Origin of the sequence: Vibrio sp. S234-5, from assembly GCF_000960595.1 — a bacterium.
In the GTDB taxonomy this organism is placed as follows: Bacteria; Pseudomonadota; Gammaproteobacteria; order Enterobacterales; family Vibrionaceae; genus Vibrio.
On sequence record NZ_JZAM01000337.1, the window covers coordinates 1 to 429 of the forward strand.

Below are 429 nucleotides of genomic sequence, written 5' to 3' on the forward strand. Positions count from 1 at the left end.
CACAACCGTCATCGCGCCATCCGCCGCGATGACCACGGTGCCATTGTCCACCGCGATGTCTTGGGCATTGCCGGTTAACGCCACGCCGTTGATGTGGGTGATTTCCAGGCCGCCGTCTGGTGCACTGTCGTTGCCCGTTAGGTTCAGCGTGATGCTGCCGTCTTCGGCAACCGTCACTTCGTCATTCACCGCGTCTACCGCATCGTTCACGGCATTCACGGTCACTTTCACGTTCGCGCTGTCTACATCGCCGTCCGCGTCTTTCACCTGGTAGCCGAAGTTGATCTCACCATTGAAGTCAGCCGCTGGCTCGAACGTCATCGCGCCATCCGCCGCGATGACCACGGTGCCATTGTCCACCGCGATGTCTTGGGCATTGCCGGTTAACGCCACGCCGTTGATGTGGGTGATTTCCAGGCCGCCGTCTGG

At 60.6% G+C, this 429-nt stretch carries 1 protein-coding gene; it reads right to left on the minus strand.

All coding sequences use genetic code 11. The features are described from left to right. A partial coding sequence (locus UF06_RS26950; RefSeq protein ID WP_045571811.1) for an Ig-like domain-containing protein occupies positions 1–429 on the minus strand: 429 nt, incomplete at both ends.